At 39.3% G+C, this 15,232-nt stretch carries 13 protein-coding genes and 1 other RNA gene; 5 read left to right on the plus strand and 9 right to left on the minus strand.

Going from position 1 to position 15,232, the window contains the following annotated elements:
• The first annotated feature begins 41 nt into the window (after positions 1-41).
• Positions 42-920, plus strand: coding sequence for a 16S rRNA (cytidine(1402)-2'-O)-methyltransferase (gene rsmI, locus SB028_RS03060; RefSeq protein ID WP_069368678.1), 879 nt, complete (start codon positions 42-44; stop codon positions 918-920).
• Between the two features lie 60 nt (positions 921-980).
• An RNA gene (gene rnpB, locus SB028_RS03065) (RNase P RNA component class A) lies at positions 981-1,355 on the plus strand.
• Positions 1,356-1,422: 67 nt separating this feature from the next.
• Here the strand turns inward: rnpB and SB028_RS03070 are convergent.
• On the minus strand, positions 1,423-2,127 hold the full coding sequence (locus tag SB028_RS03070) for a pirin family protein (protein ID WP_069368677.1): 705 nt from the start codon (positions 2,125-2,127) through the stop codon (positions 1,423-1,425).
• A gap of 113 nt (positions 2,128-2,240) precedes the next feature.
• On the opposite strand from SB028_RS03070, the gene SB028_RS03075 reads away from it, so the two are divergent.
• Positions 2,241-3,143 carry a LysR family transcriptional regulator gene (locus SB028_RS03075; RefSeq protein WP_069368676.1) on the plus strand — a complete coding sequence of 301 codons (903 nt, stop codon included), beginning with the start codon at positions 2,241-2,243 and terminating at the stop codon, positions 3,141-3,143.
• A gap of 84 nt (positions 3,144-3,227) precedes the next feature.
• On the opposite strand, the gene SB028_RS03080 is transcribed toward SB028_RS03075, so the two are convergent.
• From SB028_RS03080 to SB028_RS03100, 5 genes are all read right to left on the minus strand, one after another.
• Positions 3,228-3,620, minus strand: a complete 393-nt coding sequence (locus tag SB028_RS03080; protein WP_069368675.1) for a DoxX family protein — start codon at positions 3,618-3,620, stop codon at positions 3,228-3,230.
• A gap of 183 nt (positions 3,621-3,803) precedes the next feature.
• A complete protein-coding gene (locus SB028_RS03085; RefSeq protein WP_248620555.1) occupies positions 3,804-4,109 on the minus strand; it encodes a YqjK-like family protein in 306 nt (101 codons plus the stop codon).
• On the minus strand, positions 4,090-4,500 hold the full coding sequence (locus tag SB028_RS03090) for a phage holin family protein (RefSeq protein WP_069368674.1): 411 nt from the start codon (positions 4,498-4,500) through the stop codon (positions 4,090-4,092). The genes SB028_RS03085 and SB028_RS03090 overlap by 20 nt, the downstream gene beginning before the upstream one ends.
• Positions 4,501-4,506: 6 nt before the next feature.
• Positions 4,507-4,812, minus strand: a complete 306-nt coding sequence (locus tag SB028_RS03095) for a DUF883 family protein (RefSeq protein ID WP_069368673.1) — start codon at positions 4,810-4,812, stop codon at positions 4,507-4,509.
• Positions 4,813-5,073: 261 nt separating this feature from the next.
• Positions 5,074-5,733 carry a DedA family protein gene (locus tag SB028_RS03100; RefSeq protein ID WP_069368672.1) on the minus strand — a complete coding sequence of 220 codons (660 nt, stop codon included), beginning with the start codon at positions 5,731-5,733 and terminating at the stop codon, positions 5,074-5,076.
• A gap of 762 nt (positions 5,734-6,495) precedes the next feature.
• Between SB028_RS03100 and sstT the strand changes: the two genes are divergently transcribed.
• Positions 6,496-7,749, plus strand: coding sequence for a serine/threonine transporter SstT (sstT, locus tag SB028_RS03105; protein WP_069368671.1), 1,254 nt, complete (start codon positions 6,496-6,498; stop codon positions 7,747-7,749).
• Positions 7,750-7,853: 104 nt separating this feature from the next.
• Here the strand turns inward: sstT and SB028_RS03110 are convergent, their stop codons facing one another.
• The gene (locus SB028_RS03110) at positions 7,854-9,872 is read right to left on the minus strand and encodes an NADPH-dependent 2,4-dienoyl-CoA reductase (protein ID WP_069368670.1); all 2,019 of its coding nucleotides are present in this window, start codon (positions 9,870-9,872) and stop codon (positions 7,854-7,856) included.
• A gap of 270 nt (positions 9,873-10,142) precedes the next feature.
• Between SB028_RS03110 and SB028_RS03115 the strand changes: the two genes are divergently transcribed.
• Positions 10,143-10,559 carry a DoxX family protein gene (locus SB028_RS03115; RefSeq protein WP_069368669.1) on the plus strand — a complete coding sequence of 139 codons (417 nt, stop codon included), beginning with the start codon at positions 10,143-10,145 and terminating at the stop codon, positions 10,557-10,559.
• A gap of 151 nt (positions 10,560-10,710) precedes the next feature.
• Here SB028_RS03115 and SB028_RS03120 read toward each other — a convergent pair whose 3' ends face one another.
• Together SB028_RS03120 and SB028_RS03125 are read right to left on the minus strand one after the other, a co-directional pair.
• A complete protein-coding gene (locus SB028_RS03120; RefSeq protein ID WP_069368668.1) occupies positions 10,711-13,509 on the minus strand; it encodes a M16 family metallopeptidase in 2,799 nt (932 codons plus the stop codon).
• Complete coding sequence (locus tag SB028_RS03125) at positions 13,499-15,208, minus strand: ABC transporter ATP-binding protein/permease (protein WP_069368667.1); 1,710 nt, start codon at positions 15,206-15,208, stop codon at positions 13,499-13,501. Before SB028_RS03125 ends, SB028_RS03120 begins: the two co-directional genes overlap by 11 nt.
• Positions 15,209-15,232 lie beyond the last annotated feature (24 nt).

Raw genomic sequence — 15,232 nt, forward strand, 5'->3', positions numbered from 1 at the left:
ATAATTATGCTCAATTTTAAATCGGTCATTCGGAATAAACAATGAATCAACCTAATCGAGCAGCGGTAACGACATCCACACTGTACATAGTACCCACACCTATTGGTAATCTGGGCGATATCACCCAGCGGGCACTTGATGTGCTGTCTCATGTCGATTTAATTGCTGCAGAAGATACCCGTCATACAGGGCTTCTATTACAGCACTTTGCCATTAACGCACGTTTGTATGCGTTACATGATCATAATGAACAGCAAAAAGCAGATCAATTAATTAGCAAATTACAACAGGGGCTAAGTATCGCATTAGTCTCTGATGCAGGTACACCATTAATTAACGATCCTGGCTATCATTTAGTCAATCAATGTCGTAAAAATGGCATAAATGTTGTGCCATTACCTGGCGCTTGTGCTGCTATTACGGCACTGTCTGCGGCAGGGCTTCCTTCAGATCGTTTTTGTTATGAAGGTTTTTTACCAGCCAAAACAAAAAGCCGTCAGGACTGTTTACGGGCGTTATCAGAAGAGCCTCGTACATTGATTTTTTATGAATCAACACATCGGCTGTTAGATAGTTTAGCTGATATGGTGACAGTTTGGGGGGAAGATCGCTACGTAGTATTAGCGAGAGAGCTCACAAAAACGTGGGAAACTATTCAAGGTATGCCTGTTGGTGAATTACTTAAATGGGTTCTTGAAGATGAAAATCGCCGTAAAGGTGAGATGGTATTAATTGTTGAGGGTTATGAAAAACCCGTTGATGATGATTTTTCCCCAGAAGTATTACGGACACTCGCGATTTTACAAAAAGAATTACCACTGAAAAAAGCGGCAGCAGTCACTGCTGAAATTTATGGTGTGAAGAAAAACGCACTCTATAAACATGTTATTGAGCAAAATGGCGAAGCTCACGACAAGTAAAGTGATTTTTTAGCTTCTTTTGCTATACATTTTATACCAAAATCCCTATAATCCGCACCCTGAGTTGACTAGACAACCGCTGCTTTATCGTTGTCCCTTCGGGGAGACGGATAGAGGGGAGGAAAGTCCGGGCTCCACAGGGCAGGGTGCCAGATAACGTCTGGGAGGCGCGAGCCTACGACAAGTGCAGCAGAGAGTAAACCGCCGATGGCCTGTTTACAGGATCAGGTAAGGGTGAAAGGGTGCGGTAAGAGCGCACCGCGCAACTGGTAACAGTTTGTGGCATGGTAAACTCCACCCGGAGCAAGACCAAATAGGGGTTCTTATGGTGCGGCCCGCATTGAACCCGGGTAGGTTGCTGGAGCCAGCGCGCAAGTTCTGGCCTAGATGAATGGTTGTCCACGACAGAACCCGGCTTAACGGTCAACTCACCTCATAAAAAACCCTCGATTCACCTTGTGTCTCGAGGGTTTTCTGTTTTTAAGTCCATTTAAATTAACTGTCACGAAATAATATCAATAAACAATCCACGAAACTCAGCCGAGCTTTTTAACGTGATACTATTGCTGTCTTGAATAAAAGCGCCATCACCACACTGAATTTGCCCATTTTCTTGTGTTGATGTTTGCAAATAGGTGCCACCTTTTATGGATTGTAAAAAGCCTTTTTGCCCTTTTATTGGCAGGGTAATTTCATCGCCAGCTTGCAAATGTATATGATAAAGCCAAATTGTTTGCCTTAACATTAACGAGCCATCATCACCGGTAGGTGAAGCTAACAATTGATATTTTAAGTTTTCATCTAATACCAATTTTTGTGAGGCTAAACTTTCTTGCTGTGGGCACGCATTTAACCATAACTGAATGCGGGTTAAAGGCGTATCAGGACTGCTGTTTTTCTCTATATATGTGTCCGTATTATGCGGTGAAATTAGTAAGCACTCATTTTCTTTTGCCGTTACGGTACGCCCCATATTATCAAGGTATGTTGCTTCCCCTTGAAGAATAAGATTAACCACATCAACATGAGGATAGGTCTTTGCTTTAAATTCAGAATTTGGGGCAAGCACTTCTTGGTTGAGAACTCTTAGGGTGCCATAGTCTAAAAAATGAGGGTCAAAGTAGTGGCCAAAGGAAAATGTGTAGCGAGCTTGTAGCCAACCATAATCCGCTTTACCACATTGTTGTGCTGTTCTGTATTTTATCATAGCGGTATTTTTCGAGTAGATTATCAATATATTTATCATAGAGGTATGGACTGTCTATTGTTAGCAAGTTAATCTGGTGCCTATAATCAAATTATTTGATAGAGATAAGTATAATGAGTAAAGACAAAGCCATTACGTTGGAATCTTTACGAGTGATGGATGCCATTGATCGTAGAGGGAGTTTTGCAGCAGCCGCTGATGAACTAAATCGAGTTCCATCGGCACTCAGTTATACCATGCAAAAATTAGAAGAAGATTTAGATGTTGTTCTTTTTGACCGTTCAGGTCATCGAACAAAATTTACCAATGTCGGTAGAATGTTACTTGAGAGAGGGCGCATATTACTTGAGGCGGCTGATAAATTAACATCAGACGCTGAAGCGTTAGCAAGAGGTTGGGAGCCACATATCACTATTGTTTGTGAAGCACTTACCCCTGCATCTCGACTTTTTCCTTTGGTTGATAAACTGGCTGAAAAATCCAATACCCAACTTTCGTTAGTCACTGAAGTACTTGCGGGGGCATGGGAAAGCTTAGAAAGTGGTAAATGTGATATTGTGATTTCACCTGATATGCATTTTCGCACGTCATCAGAAATCAATTTTCGCCCTCTATACAATACGACTAGCGTCTACGTTGCCAGCCCAGATCACCCCATCCATAACGAACCTGAGCCATTAGCCGAAGAAACACGTTTAAAGTATCGTGGTATTGCGATTGCAGATACCGCAAGAGAGCGCCCTGTTTTAACGGTATTATTATTGGATAAACAGCGTCGTTTAACAGTCAGTTCTATTGAAGATAAACGCCGTGCTTTAATTGCGGGGTTAGGTGTGGCGACGATGCCAATTGATTTAATTGAAGATGATATTAAAGAAGGGCGTTTACGTGTTGTTGGTCCTGAATATCATCATGAAAATAATATTATTATGGCATGGCGAAGAGATAGCATGGGAGAGGCAAAATCATGGTGTTTACGTGAAATACCTAAACTCTTTGCTAATGATAAAAAATAATTAAAACACGTTTGAATCATCAATATTTTTTATTTTAAGAAAACAAAAAAGATCCCCTTAGGGATCTTTTTTTAAAATTCGTTATTACCAATTTTTATTGAAAATACGATCTAAACTCCATTTACCAGGACCTGTGATAACCAGCAATAAATATCCGCCTGCAATTGTCATATTTTTCATAAACATTAATTGGTTCATACCTTCAGCAAAATTACTGTGGAACAGTAGCGCGGTTAGAAGTGTAAAGACCGCGGTAAAGATTGCTGTTGTGCGAGTTAAGAAACCAAATAAGATTGCTAACCCGCCGCCTAATTCTAATAAAATAGTCAGTGGTAATAAGAAACCTGGAACGCCCATTGCTTGCATATATTGCTGTGTTCCTTCGTAACCACCAATTTTTCCGTAGCCTGCGCTAATAAATAAAATAGGCATTAAAATACGGGCAACTAATAAGGCAATGTCTTCAAATTTTTTCATGGTGTTTATTCCTAATTAAACTCTATTATTCGCAATGTATATCGATTTGTATTGTATTTTCGTCGGCTATTTTTCTATTTTTAGATTTAATAACCACGGCTACGTTGTGAGATATACAATAATGCGAATTAAACAAAGAGGATATTAAGAAGAATTAACATTCTTAGACAAAAAAATTGAAGATTAATCAGAGGTTTTTTTGAAGGACTTTTGGATTGTACGTATTAAACCAATTGCACCGATAGCACGTTGCCCTAATCGTATGATTTTTTTAGGATGTTTAATGCTGTAAAGAGAAATAAAGCTGGCTCCCACTAAAAATGCAGGTTTTAAAGAGACTAAAATTCGCCATGCTTTATCATAAGGTTCTGTCACATCAAGCCAAGTTTGCGAGCTTTGCCCTAAATCAGAGCGCTGTTGCTGAATTTTATTCAACAACAGCTTTTTACGTCTTGTGAGGATAGCCTGCTTATTTTGTTTGTTCATCATGATATTGCTCCAAAAGACGTTTATCTAATTCCAATTGCTGACGAGTATCGCCTAGCAAGGTGGAATTCCGTGCTTTTCTTAATGTCATGATGGCGCCAATCAGTGCACAGAAAAGTAAAGTCGCGGTTGTGATGGCTAAAGCATAGACTCGATATTCAGGTGGAATAACCCAAAAAAGAAGTATAAGTAGGCTCATTAACCCAAAGGCGGTTAATAATAATGTGATGCCAGCCATTAAAATAAGCTGGATAAGTGTAGTTTTTTCTTCTTCCAGTTCAACGGCAATCAAGTTTAGGCGAGTTTCAACCATGCCTATAACAATAGCGCCAATCCTACTGAGAGAATTCAGAACCCCGGATGCGGGGCCCTGTGGTCTTTGAGTATCGCTCATTATCAATTAGCGTTTTGCTAGTAGAACACCAAGAACAACACCAACTGCGGCACCAATACCGATACCTGTCCATGGATTTTCACGGACATAATTATCTGCTTTTCCTGCCATTTCTTTGGTGTTATCGACAATTTCTCGGCCTGCATCACTGAGTTTTGCACGAGAACCTTTTATCGCAGACTCGGCTTTGGCGCGTAGGCTTTGGAGCTCTTCTTTGGATTTATCTGCAGAGGAGTTGAGTACTTCTTCTAGAGTATCAGCAAGAGATTTCAATTCACCGCGCAGATCTTCATTTGAATGTTGATGAGACATAAGTAACTCCTTTAATAGAGAGATGTGATATCTATAACAATAGACTAATTTTACTACTTAATGAAATTAAATAATGACTTAATAGTAAAAAAAAGAGATAAATCTTAATGGTTATTCATCGTTACAAGAGTGAAAGGGACTTAAGGTAAATTTATAACGAAATAAAACAAAGGCCTGTTCAAATAGATGAAACAGGCCTTTGTCGTTTTTTCTTATTACTTTTTATGGTAGTCGGAAAATCTTTATATTATTTGATAGATCTTATGCTTTTGCTTTTTTCTTTTTAATAACAACCCAGATGCTACCAATTAATCCCATAACTAATAGGCAAACAGGTAATAGCATAAGAATATTCATTAAATGATGTTCATATTGGCGAAATAGTGGGCTATTACCTAACATATAACCTAATGTGGTCAGTATACCAACCCACAAAAGTCCACTTAACCAATTGAAAATTTGAAAACGAGTATTATTCAATCCAGCAAGGCCGGCAATCGTTGGCAACAATGTCCTCACGAACGCTAAGAAGCGACCAATTAATAATGCGGCTAAGCCATGACGATGAAAAAGCCCATGAGCACGCTGGTGATAATGTTCTGGTAGATGTGATAACCAACTGCGTACTATTTTAGTATTTCCAAGCCATCGCCCTTGAAGATAACCCAACCAACAACCTAGGCTCGCTCCCGCGGTCAAAATAAGTAAGGTCAATGGAAAGTCCATTGTATCTTTAGCAATTAACACGCCCACTAAAATTAATAAGCTATCTCCTGGTAAGAAAGCCGCAGGCAATACTCCGTTTTCTAGGAATAGTATGGTGAATAATAAAATGTAGATAATCCATATTAATGAAGGATTAGCTAAGGTTTCGTAATCTTGATGCCATAGCGCCAAGAATAGCTCTCTTACGATTTCCATATAAAAGGCTTCCTAAAACTGAGTCATTGGGGGTAAATATAAAATCAATAGGTTTTGTCATCTATTTACCCGTTTTCTACTTGATCGGGTCTATTTTTCATTGTTTAAAACAGCAACACTCTAACAAAATCAGAAAAAACTAGACAGAAAATTTTTCAACTGGATAACGACACCTCTTACACATGGATATTGTATCTTGAAAAATAGACACCTAATCTCTTTTTGAATTCAGAGTAGGGGATTTTTAAAAAGAAAACCTTAAAAAGAAAACCTTAAAAAGAAAACCTTAAAAAGATAGATAATACCAAGAGGTATTCTCTATTTTATAACAATCATAAAAGATAAATTTTTAATATTAATTGAGAAAAATAAAGCGGTATCTTATTTATATTATTCGTCTTTTCTGTTCGTTATTTATACAAGATAAGAATAATTATAATGGATGATTGTTAGTGATAATGTTAATAAAAAAGACGATCGGTTGATTAAGAAAACGTAAAATAAGAGAAACAAAACAAAAAAATAAACAAGAGGGTTAAGCATAACTTACTGATAACAATAATTTCTTTCATTTCGTGTTGGTATCTTAAAAAGAACAAAACCCTATTATGATCACAGTTATGTTATTTTATTGTTAACAAATACGGTTAATGCTGTATATTTTTCATAATCAGCTTTTCAGCGCGATTCAATTCCTTATACTGGCATGGCAAACACTCAAAATTGCCTTTTTTAAATATTATTTTAAGTAATGGAATAGCTATGGATAAACAACAATCCAGAGTCTTCAGCCTGTTCTTTAAGGGAAGCCTCGTCAAACAAATACTCGTTGGTTTAGTTGCAGGGATCTTACTTGCTTGGTTAGCGCCAGAAGTAGCCAAGATGATGAGTCTATTAGGTACCCTGTTTATTAGTGCATTGAAAGCTGTCGCACCTATCTTAGTATGGGTACTGGTTATGGCTTCGATTGCTAATCACCGTCAAGGGCAAAAATCGAATATTCGCCCTGTATTAGTTTTATATCTGTTAGCAACATTCTTTGCTGCGTTAACCGCAGTTGTTGCCAGCTTTATGTTCCCATCAGTTTTAACGTTAGTTGTTAATGAATCACAACTCTCACCACCTGAAAATATTGCTGAAGTTCTTAAAGGCGTATTAATTAATGTGGTTGCTAATCCTGTTGATGCGCTGATCAATGGTAACTATATGGGCATCCTAGCGTGGTCTATCGGCCTAGGTTTAGCATTACGTCATGCAAGTGATACCACTAAAGCTTTAACGCAAGATTTAGCTGACGCAGTAACAAATCTAGTACGTGTTGTTATTCGTTTAGCGCCTATCGGTATTTTTGGTTTAGTGTCATCAACGATCGCAACAACAGGCTTTGAAGTGCTTGCAGGCTATTTACACGTTCTTGTGGTACTCATTGGCTGTATGCTGTTTGTCGCTTTAGTCGTGAATCCACTGATTGTATTTTGGAAAATTCGCAGTAACCCATATCCATTAGTATTGGCATGTTTGCGTGAAAGTGGTGTCACTGCGTTCTTTACTCGTAGTTCAGCAGCAAATATTCCGGTGAACATGGCAATGTGTCGTCGTATGAATTTAAACGAAGATACTTATTCTGTTTCAATTCCATTAGGTGCAACCATCAATATGGGTGGAGCAGCAATTACTATCACTATTTTGACATTAGCCGCAGTAAATACATTAGGTATGCCTGTTGATGTGCCAACCGCATTATTATTAAGCCTTGTTGCTGCAATTTGTGCTTGTGGTGCATCTGGTGTTGCTGGCGGTTCTTTACTGTTAATTCCACTGGCTTGTAGCATGTTTGGTATTAGTAATGATATTGCAATGCAAGTCGTTGCCGTAGGTGTGATGATTGGCGTGTTACAAGATTCAGCTGAAACGGCACTGAACTCATCAACGGATGTTCTCTTTACTGCAACAGTTTGTATCGCTGAAGATAATCGTATTTCAGATAATCCATTAACTGAAAAAAATAATGGGTAAAAAGGGTAAGTCGTAAGACAGGAAGCGCTGTAAAAATAATCATAATAAAAAAACAGAACCCCACATTTATGTGGGGTTTCTTTTTGCTATTTTAAGTTAATGATTTAGATGGTTAGCGCTAACTCAGTTCCTTGTCTAATAGCGCGTTTGGCATCTAATCCGCGAGCATCTTTTGCGCCACCAATAAGATGAACAGTTTTGTTTTCTTGTTCTAAAGGTGCAAATAGAGGATGGTAAGCGCGTTGCCCTGTACATAAGATAATATTATCAGCCATAAGAAGTCGTTGTTTTCCATCTTGTTCAATCACAAGGCCTTCTGGCGTAATTTTTTGATAATGACAATGTGTTAAGAATTTAACGCCTTTTTTCTCTAATGTGAGTCTGTGTATCCAACCTGTTGTTTTACCCAAGCTTAAACCTATTTTCCCTGCTTTACGCTGCGTCATAATAATGTGTTTAGTCTCGTCTCTAAGGTGGTCAGCGGGTTTAATGCCACCACGAGATGAAAGCGTCGGATCAATCCCCCATTCTTTGTTAAAAGCACAGGGGCTTAGGCTACTGCATTGTCCTTTTTGTGTCAGATAAAGACCCGTATCAAAGCCAATACCTCCGCTACCGATGATCACGACATTTTTACCTACAGGTTGATGGTGTTTTAAAACATCAAGGTAAGTTTTAACGATCTCATTATCTTGCCCTTCAATATCAGGACGATGAGGAGTAACTCCACTGGCTAGAATAACTTCGTCAAAGTTTTTAAGATGATCAGGGGTGGCTTCAATATTATTTTTTACAATCACACCTGTGAGTTGTAGTTGTCGTTTAAAGTAGCGTAAGGTTTCTTTAAACTCTTCTTTTCCGGGAATTTGGCTTGCAATATTCAGTTGCCCACCAATAACATCTTCTTTTTCAAACAGCGTGACATGATGGCCTCGTTTCGCAGCGGTTACCGCAAAAGATAATCCTGCGGGACCGGCTCCAACAACAGCCAGCCTTTTAGGTTGTTGAGTTGGAATAACGTGAAGCTCGGTTTCTCGACAAGCAAACGGATTCACTAAACAAGAGGCGGTTTGACCTGAAAAAATTTCATCAAGGCATGCTTGATTACACGCAATACAAGTATTGATTTCATCTTCGCGTTCCTGTTGTGCTTTACGCACAAACTCAGGATCAGCAAGAAAAGGGCGAGCCATTGAAACCATATCAGCACAGCCTTCCGCTAAAATAGCCTCTGCGGTTTGTGGTGTGTTAATTCGGTTGGATGTAATAAGTGGGATATTCACCTTTCCCATTAATTCACGCGTTACATTTGCAAATTGACCTCTTGGCACCATGGTGGCTATCGTGGGAATTCGCGCTTCATGCCAACCGATCCCTGTATTGATCATTGTCGCGCCCGCTTTTTCAACAGCTTTGGCAAGATAAAGTACCTCTGATGCATCTGAGCCATCTTTAATTAAATCCAGCATAGAAAGACGGTAAATAATAATAAACTGCTCACCGACAGCTTTTTTGATGCCTTCGAGAATACGTAAAGCGAAACGACAACGATTTTCAATATTTCCGCCCCATTGATCGTCTCGCAGATTAGTATGGCTGACTAAAAATTGATTAATTAAATAGCCTTCAGATCCCATAATCTCAACACCATCATAGCCCGCCTTTTGAGCTAATTGAGCACAGTGAATATAGTCATTGATAGTCTGTTCGATTTGTTGATGACTCATTTCTGTTGGCATAAAAGGGGTTATTGGGGATTGAATGGCAGAAGGGGCAACTAAGTTAGGTTGGTAACTATAACGACCGGTATGCAAGATCTGTAAAGCAATTTTACCGCCTTGTTGATGAACGGCGTCAGTAATGAGTTGATGAGTTGGTAGCTGGCTTTCACACATCAATGTTGCAGCGTGCGGTAATAACACACCTTGTTTATTGGGAGAGATCCCGCCAGTCACTATTAATGCAACACCTGCTGCGGCTCTGTGGGCATAAAACTGTGCAAGTTTTGGGGCATCATTCGGATTTTCTTCTAGTCCAGTATGCATAGAGCCCATAAGAATACGGTTTTTAAGTACAGTAAACCCTAAATCAAGAGGTGAAAATAGATGAGAATAATGTGCCATCAGATGCCCTTCTTAGACTGGTCAGATGAGATATCTATTAGCATAACGAGAAGTGAGTGATTAAGAGTTTATTATGTTAATAAGTTGTGATATAAATCATGGAAAAGGTGAGTTGCTGGCTATAAAGCAATAATAATCTAAGTGATTAGCTAATGAGAACAAATAGTGATAATAAAAATTACACTCATTCATAATATTTCATCATATAATGTAATGTACCTATTAATACGTATTAAAAACACACATCACTATTTTGAATTTGGAGACGTTATGATTAATAAATTTAATCAACTTGTTGACTGTTCTGACTTGGGCAAATTGGTATTACGTGTTTCTCTTGGCGTTTTAATGTTATTACATGGACTTCATAAAATGGAACCGGGTGGATTAGCAGGTATTCAGGGGATGTTAGCGAATTTTAATCTACCCGCCTTTATTGCCTACGGCACAGTGATTGGGGAAGTGGTTGCTCCTATCTTACTGATTATCGGTCTATTTACTCGTATATCAGCACTTGTTTTAGCGGGTACCATGTTTGTTGCCGTCTTAATGGTACATTCTGGCGATCTCTTTGCATTAAACCCTAAAACAGGGGGATGGGCACCAGAAAGCGCGGGCTTTTATCTCTTTGCTGCAATTGCTGTCATGTTTTTAGGGAGTGGGCGTTTTGCTGTTAAAAAAGATTAATAAATTTAATTATCAATAAATTTGAATCTTTTCGTTACAACTTGATTAATATTGATGAATAAACACCCAGATCTCACACTCTATGCAAACTGGATCTGGGTGTTATCTTTTAGGTAGCCTTATCGTTTCTCGTTTTCAGCCTAAGCTGTTTTTATTTTTGAGTTGCTGGTGTTAGCTTAAATACCTTTTCATTTTCACCTAACCATTGGCGAGCGACTTGATTTATATCGTTAACATTTAATGTTTTTATAATCGAAGGATCAGTAAGTAAACGCTGATACTGTTGGTCATCCGTGGCGACTTGTGCAAGGGCATCTGTCCAATAGCTTGCACTGTCATTCACCTGTGAATTTTCAGTTAGCCAGATATTTTTAGCCTCTTGTAACTCTTTATCTGTAATGCCTGACTGCTTCACTTCATTCACGACTTTACGAGCAAGAGTAATTAATTCATCTGCACGTTCAGGTGATGCCGTAAAGTTTAAACGGCCAGTATAGTAACTTGTCGGCACTTTCGTTAACATTTCAGAGAAACCCAGTGAATAAATACCCCCTGCTTTTTCTCGTAGATTGAGCCTTAAACGCTGGCTGATCACTGTATCCAGTAAATTTAATGCTAATACGTGTTGCTGTGACCATTGAGCAGGTGCAGCATATTGAATGCTAATCATGCTCTTATCACTACTTGCAATAGGGTATGTTTTATTAAACGAGGTCAGTTTAGGATTAATTGCGGGATCTGCCCAAAATAAGCGTTTTTCTGAGCGTGTTGGGAGACTTGCAACCCAGCGTTCAACCAGAGGTTTTACCTGATTAATATTGACAGGGCCACTGATGACTAATGTCATATCAGCCGGTTGCCCTAAAATCATTTGGTTTGTCTGCTGTAATTGTTGGACAGTAAAGTGCTTCCAAGCCCCTTGAGGTGAAACGACAAGACGTTCACCATTTTGATAGCTTTCTTTATTGATATTATCCAAGAAGGTACGTTCAACCGGTGTTTTTGAAATACCTAATGCCATGGCTTGCTTTTGTTGCTCTAACTTCTCGCCATTAAACTGCGGTGATGTCACTTTTAGATGCATTAATGTGAGTAAGGTTTCCAATTCATCAATCGGTGCTTCGCCTCGAAAGCCATGGAATAACAGTTCGCTATAAGGGCGTAAACTAATTTGGTGTTGCTTAGTAAATAACGCCAATTCACGCGCATTATAATGACCATATCCACTGACTTCAGGTAATTTTAATGCCCATTGCACCATGCCTAAGCTTTGATGTGTTTCAAGTGAAGAGCCACCCGGAATGCGCAGTGAAACTTGAATATTATCTTTGAGATAACTGTCATTTTTCACAATCACTTTGACGTTATTGCTTAGTGTCCACGCTTGTGTTTTTTCAATCGGCAGTGATTGCGTTGAAACAACTGAACCTGTGAGTTCAGGTTTAACATCTAATACAACGGTTTGCGTTTTTAGGGTAAATGCGCCGGGATTGGATCGCCTAATTTCTTGCCAGCGTTGTGCTGCTTTAGTTGCATTAAACAAACTCGCATCATTATCTGGGCCAATCACAGCAACTCGTGGCGATGACTGTTTTAGATATTGGGCAAAATAAGCTGACAATGTTTCAGGAGCCACTTTATTGATTAATTGATAGCTTAAATTTAGTGCCTGTTTTTTAGTTTGAATTGGCATATCCAACTCAATAGCCGTCGTGATTTGGTTGGCTAAATAATCGTGCTCGTAACGTTCTTCTCCTGCTGCTTGTTGACTTAGACGTTTTAGCATCGCGTTGCGCGCATTATCTAACTCTTCTTGCGTTACTGGAACAGAGGCTAGGCGTTGAACTTCGGTAAATAAGATATCTAATGCGCCTTGGTAATCATTACCTTTGGGATGCGCAATCATCAATTGTTGTGAACGACGAGCGTCTAGCATTGCACCTTGAGTATTGGCGCTAATAGAAGCTATTAGTCCATTATCAACAATAGTAGAGAAACGTTGATTTAAAATTGATAACCATAGTGAATCCATTAAGTCTTCATATTGGCCTTGGCGACTGTTTAAAGGGGCTGGCAAAGTTCGTTGTAAGGTAAACTGCAAAATACGTGAACCTTGTTCTTTATCGAAAACCGTTTTAACCAGTAGATCTTTATGATCGATAAAATGGTGCCACGATGGGTCGTCAATCCCTTTATTCTCGCTGTTTTTGGCGTTAAATAGTTGCTTAATATCGGCAATAGCATCGCCTTGATTAAAGTTACCGACGAGTACTAATGCCATTCTTTCTGGTTGATACCAAGTATCGTAATAGCGTTTTGCATCTTTCACATCGCCATGTTTAACGATTTCTAAATCACCAATAGGATCACGATCCAGATAACGGCTACCATAATAGCGCAACTCTTCTAACTGGCGGTTAATGCGAAAACCGATCCCTTGACGCAAACGCCACTCTTCAACAATAACGGGGCGCTCTTTATCAAACTCAATAGGGTCAAAGGTCATTTCAAATGCCCAGTCAGATAAGATCTGTAATCCCGTTTTAATTTGGATTGGGTTTGCATTCGGCAATGACAGCTTATAAGTCGTCGCATTTAAACTTGTTGCTGCATTTACATGACTCCCTAACTTCATGCCTAGACTTTCAAGTTGTTTAAAGCCCGTAGTTCCGGGAAAATGAGTTGTACCTTTAAATGCCATATGCTCAGTAAAGTGTGAAAAACCAAGCTGCTTTTCATCTTCTTGAACAGAGCCGCTTTTGACTAAAAGACGCATTTCTACCCCAGTCTGTGGGCGTTGCAGTAAGTAGACGTCTAAACCGTTATCGAGGGTAAAATGGCGAATATCAGGACGCAGGAGTAGCGTATTTTTGTCATTTTGATTAGAGCTGCTTGCCGCACACCCTAAAAGAGAAAGACTGACTGAAAGGATCAGTAAGTTACGATACATATTCGGTAACTCCAGTAGGTTGAGAGGAGGACACGGTAGGGGCTTTGAGTGAAATCACATGATCTGCAATCACATGGATGAAGCGCTGATGGCTGACTAAGGCAATCCCCGCGGTTGGCAGATGTTGTTTTAGCAACTGCAACATATTCAGTGCATTTTGTTCATCGAGTGCAGAGGTGGTTTCATCTAATAAAATAAGATCAGGTTTATTGAGTAATAAACGAGCAAAAATAAGGCGTTGTTGCTCACCACCAGATAGGCGTGTTGTCCAATCCGTTTCCAGTGAAAGTTGATTTTTTATTTTGTCTAAACCGACTAACTGAAGCACTTCTTCATACTCTTTAGAGGAAAATTGATTCGGCTGACAAGGATAAGCGAGCAAGCTGTCTAAACGTGCAAAAGGTAGATACATACGCTGTGGGATCCAACACACATTGGGTGAACGTTGAATTTCCCCTTTGAAATAAGGCCAATGTCCACTTAATGCTCTAAGTAGTGTTGATTTACCTAAACCAGAACAACCTTCAATAACGGTTAATTCACCTGTTTTTATAGTGAAGTGAATATCTTGGATTAACAGGCTGTTATCTTGCATAAATAGAGAAAGATTAGCTTTTAATTTAGTTTGTTTATCATTTAAATCAGAGACTTCTTGCTCATGATCGTGCTCTAAAAGCACCACGAAATTATAAAGACGCGTCACTGTGGCTTGCCATGCGGCAATCTCTTTATACGAGAAAATAAACCAACTTAATGCGCCTGCAACACTAGAGAATGCTTGTCTTAATTGCATTAATCCCCCTAGCATTAACTCGCCAGCAAGGAATTTAGGTAGGGCAAAAATAATGGGCGCCATTGCCGTCGCTTGTTGATAACCCACAGTGAAGAAAGCCAAATTTCTTTCGTAGCGGATAAGGTTATTCCAGTTACGAATAACCCCTAAAAAGCGACCCATTAATTCGTTGCGATCGCTGATTTCACCACGTTGACCTGCAATCGCATCGCCATGTTGTTTGCGAGTGATAAGCGCAGTACGGTAATCCGCTTCTTTGCGTTGTTTATCCATATTAATTTTACGCAATGGCGAACCAATAAACTGCGTAATGGTGATCCCAATAATGGTATAGATAATACAAGCCCAGAACATATAGCCGGGAATTGTCCATTCACTCCCCCCTAAGGTGAAAGAGATAGCGCCAGACAGCGACCAAAGAATGGTGGCAAAAGAGATAAGTGTGAGTAACGAGTGTAAAAATGTCACCGTTAAACGCATGGTGGATTCGATCAGTAAACGAATATCTTCTGCAATACGCTGATCCGGGTTATCAGGCTCTTGAGAAGTCAGTCTTAACATATAGTGTTTACTGTTTTTTGATAACCAGCGATCAAGCACTTGTTCAGTCATGCCTTCTCGCCAGCGAATAACCATTTTTTGGCGTAAGAAATCGCCCATTACTACCACAGTAATTAATCCCGCAATAATAATGACAAATTGTTGAAGAAGCTTGTACAGTGCTTGTCCATCAAGTTGTTGTAATGCGTTATAAAAACTACCATTCCATTCATTCATTTTGACGTTAAACCAAACGGAAGACAGGGTTAAGGTCAAAGAGACAATCAATAGAAACCAGCAGTAAAGGGCGGCACGCCGCCCCCAAAAAGGTGAAACTAAATAGAAAAATTGTTTTATTGTTTTCATTGCTTATTGGTCATATTTTTATTG

Source organism: Proteus vulgaris (genome assembly GCF_033708015.1).
In the GTDB taxonomy this organism is placed as follows: domain Bacteria; phylum Pseudomonadota; class Gammaproteobacteria; order Enterobacterales; family Enterobacteriaceae; genus Proteus.

Excerpts from the sequence above, each read along its gene's own strand:
- SB028_RS03085 (WP_248620555.1), bottom strand. The coding sequence starts at position 4,109 with ATGATGAACAAACAAAATAAGCAGGCTATCCTCACAAGACGTAAAAAG.
- SB028_RS03115 (WP_069368669.1), top strand. The coding sequence starts at position 10,143 with ATGATTAATAAATTTAATCAACTTGTTGACTGTTCTGACTTGGGCAAA.
- sstT (WP_069368671.1), top strand. The coding sequence starts at position 6,496 with ATGGATAAACAACAATCCAGAGTCTTCAGCCTGTTCTTTAAGGGAAGC.
- SB028_RS03110 (WP_069368670.1), bottom strand. The coding sequence starts at position 9,872 with ATGGCACATTATTCTCATCTATTTTCACCTCTTGATTTAGGGTTTACT.
- SB028_RS03070 (WP_069368677.1), bottom strand. The coding sequence starts at position 2,127 with ATGATAAAATACAGAACAGCACAACAATGTGGTAAAGCGGATTATGGT.
- SB028_RS03125 (WP_069368667.1), bottom strand. The coding sequence starts at position 15,208 with ATGAAAACAATAAAACAATTTTTCTATTTAGTTTCACCTTTTTGGGGG.
- SB028_RS03075 (WP_069368676.1), top strand. The coding sequence starts at position 2,241 with ATGAGTAAAGACAAAGCCATTACGTTGGAATCTTTACGAGTGATGGAT.
- SB028_RS03080 (WP_069368675.1), bottom strand. The coding sequence starts at position 3,620 with ATGAAAAAATTTGAAGACATTGCCTTATTAGTTGCCCGTATTTTAATG.
- SB028_RS03090 (WP_069368674.1), bottom strand. The coding sequence starts at position 4,500 with ATGAGCGATACTCAAAGACCACAGGGCCCCGCATCCGGGGTTCTGAAT.
- SB028_RS03100 (WP_069368672.1), bottom strand. The coding sequence starts at position 5,733 with ATGGAAATCGTAAGAGAGCTATTCTTGGCGCTATGGCATCAAGATTAC.
- SB028_RS03120 (WP_069368668.1), bottom strand. The coding sequence starts at position 13,509 with ATGTATCGTAACTTACTGATCCTTTCAGTCAGTCTTTCTCTTTTAGGG.
- rsmI (WP_069368678.1), top strand. The coding sequence starts at position 42 with ATGAATCAACCTAATCGAGCAGCGGTAACGACATCCACACTGTACATA.
- SB028_RS03095 (WP_069368673.1), bottom strand. The coding sequence starts at position 4,812 with ATGTCTCATCAACATTCAAATGAAGATCTGCGCGGTGAATTGAAATCT.